Annotated in this window: 1 protein-coding gene; it reads right to left on the bottom strand. The window is 40.5% G+C overall.

Translation table 11 applies throughout. From position 1 onward, the window contains the following. Positions 1-348 precede the first annotated feature (348 nt). Entirely contained in the window at positions 349-1,293 is a 945-nt protein-coding gene (locus AB1414_20665) for a PorV/PorQ family protein (protein ID MEW6609823.1), read from the bottom strand. Positions 1,294-1,496 lie beyond the last annotated feature (203 nt).

The raw sequence follows: 1,496 nt of genomic DNA, 5'->3' as shown, positions 1-1,496 counted from the left end.
ATTACCAATTACCAGTTACCAATTATCCGTTTGCAGGTTACGAAACCTGATGATGCCCCGTGCAAAACTTACTCAATACGACACTAACTTTTGATGGACATTAATACAGGCATTAATAATCCTATCAGTTAACTCTTCTTTTCTCCACTTCTCCATCTTCTCCCTTTCTCCTTATTTTTATCCTACCTGAACCCTTACAAAATTGATTAACAAATCTGGCTTGCCTGCTGAACATTCGGCAAGCAGGTCCTATGTATTTCCATGTCTGCATCAATAATCTTTTATGTAATCTAATTTATTTCTATGTCTTCTCTGTTCCTCTGCGTCTCTGCGGTAAATTACCTGCGGCTACCAACTCACTGAGAGGGATATGCGGTTCATATCTTCTGCATCTTCCATCTCACCACTGGCAAGATTGGCAAAGTCAAGCTGATAGCCCAGATACTTTATTCCAAACCCATAACTCAATCCCTTTATCTGTCTTCCTTTGTCAAAATAGCCCAGTCGGACAGCCAGCAAACTATATCTATATTCAAGCCCAAGATTCCAACATAAGTCGGAATTATAAAGGTGTTGGTTCACATCTAAACTACAGGTGAGATTATTTAAGGCCGAATACGCTACACCAAGCCGTAAGTTTAACGGTAACTCATCACCCTTTATCTTACTACCTATATTCTCCAGACACAGACCTGTAGTTAAACCTGTTCCTGACAGGTTCAGGGATTTTGGGATTTGTGGGAAATATAGGAGACCAAGGTCAAAGGCAGCGCCTTTAGCCTTTATTTTCTTAAGCTCGCGTTGGATGTATTTTACATTCCCACCTAATAATAGATTTTCATAATACTTTTTCGCATAGGAGAAAATCACGGCAAACTCAGCAGGATTGATAGAACCTTGTGGTTGATTAGATTTATCACGCAGTTCTATCTCACCTAAGTCTTGATAGATGATACCTATTCCTAATACGCCACCAGCTTCCCATTCTTGTAATGGCTGGGCATAAACTAGTGATGTGCGGGCAGTATCCTCTCGTTTATCGCCATACATTGCACAGACCTCTTTTTGTTTCAGGCGGGCTAATCCTGCCGGATTGTAATAGATAGCGTCAACACTATCTGCTACAGCACAAAATGCCTCACCCAGAGCAGATGCCCTTGCGCCAATGCCAAGTTTTAAGAAGTCTGCGGCGGTGTCTGCTCCTGCCTCGGCATTAGGGAGTAGAAAGTAGAGAGTAGAAAGTAGAGAGAAAAATAGATTTACACTTACCTGTTGTAACTTTTTGTTTAACATTTTTTGTTTACCTCCTTTTTTTATTGTAAGCGGATTGAGCGGATTAAACGGAAAAAAATAAAAATATCCGCTCAATCTGCTAAGAGCCTATCCGAAAAATAGCTTAAGATAATGTTCCCCTTTGCCGATTTATATAGAGAAGGGTTTTTACTCAATCTATACTGAAAAAGGAGGGGGACAAGATGGCTGATGGAGAAATGGGT

The organism is bacterium (assembly GCA_040755795.1).
GTDB lineage: Bacteria > UBA9089 > CG2-30-40-21 > CG2-30-40-21 > SBAY01 > JBFLXS01.
The sequence above is the reverse complement of the archived record's forward strand: the minus strand, read 5'-3'. Positions and strand labels throughout refer to the sequence as shown.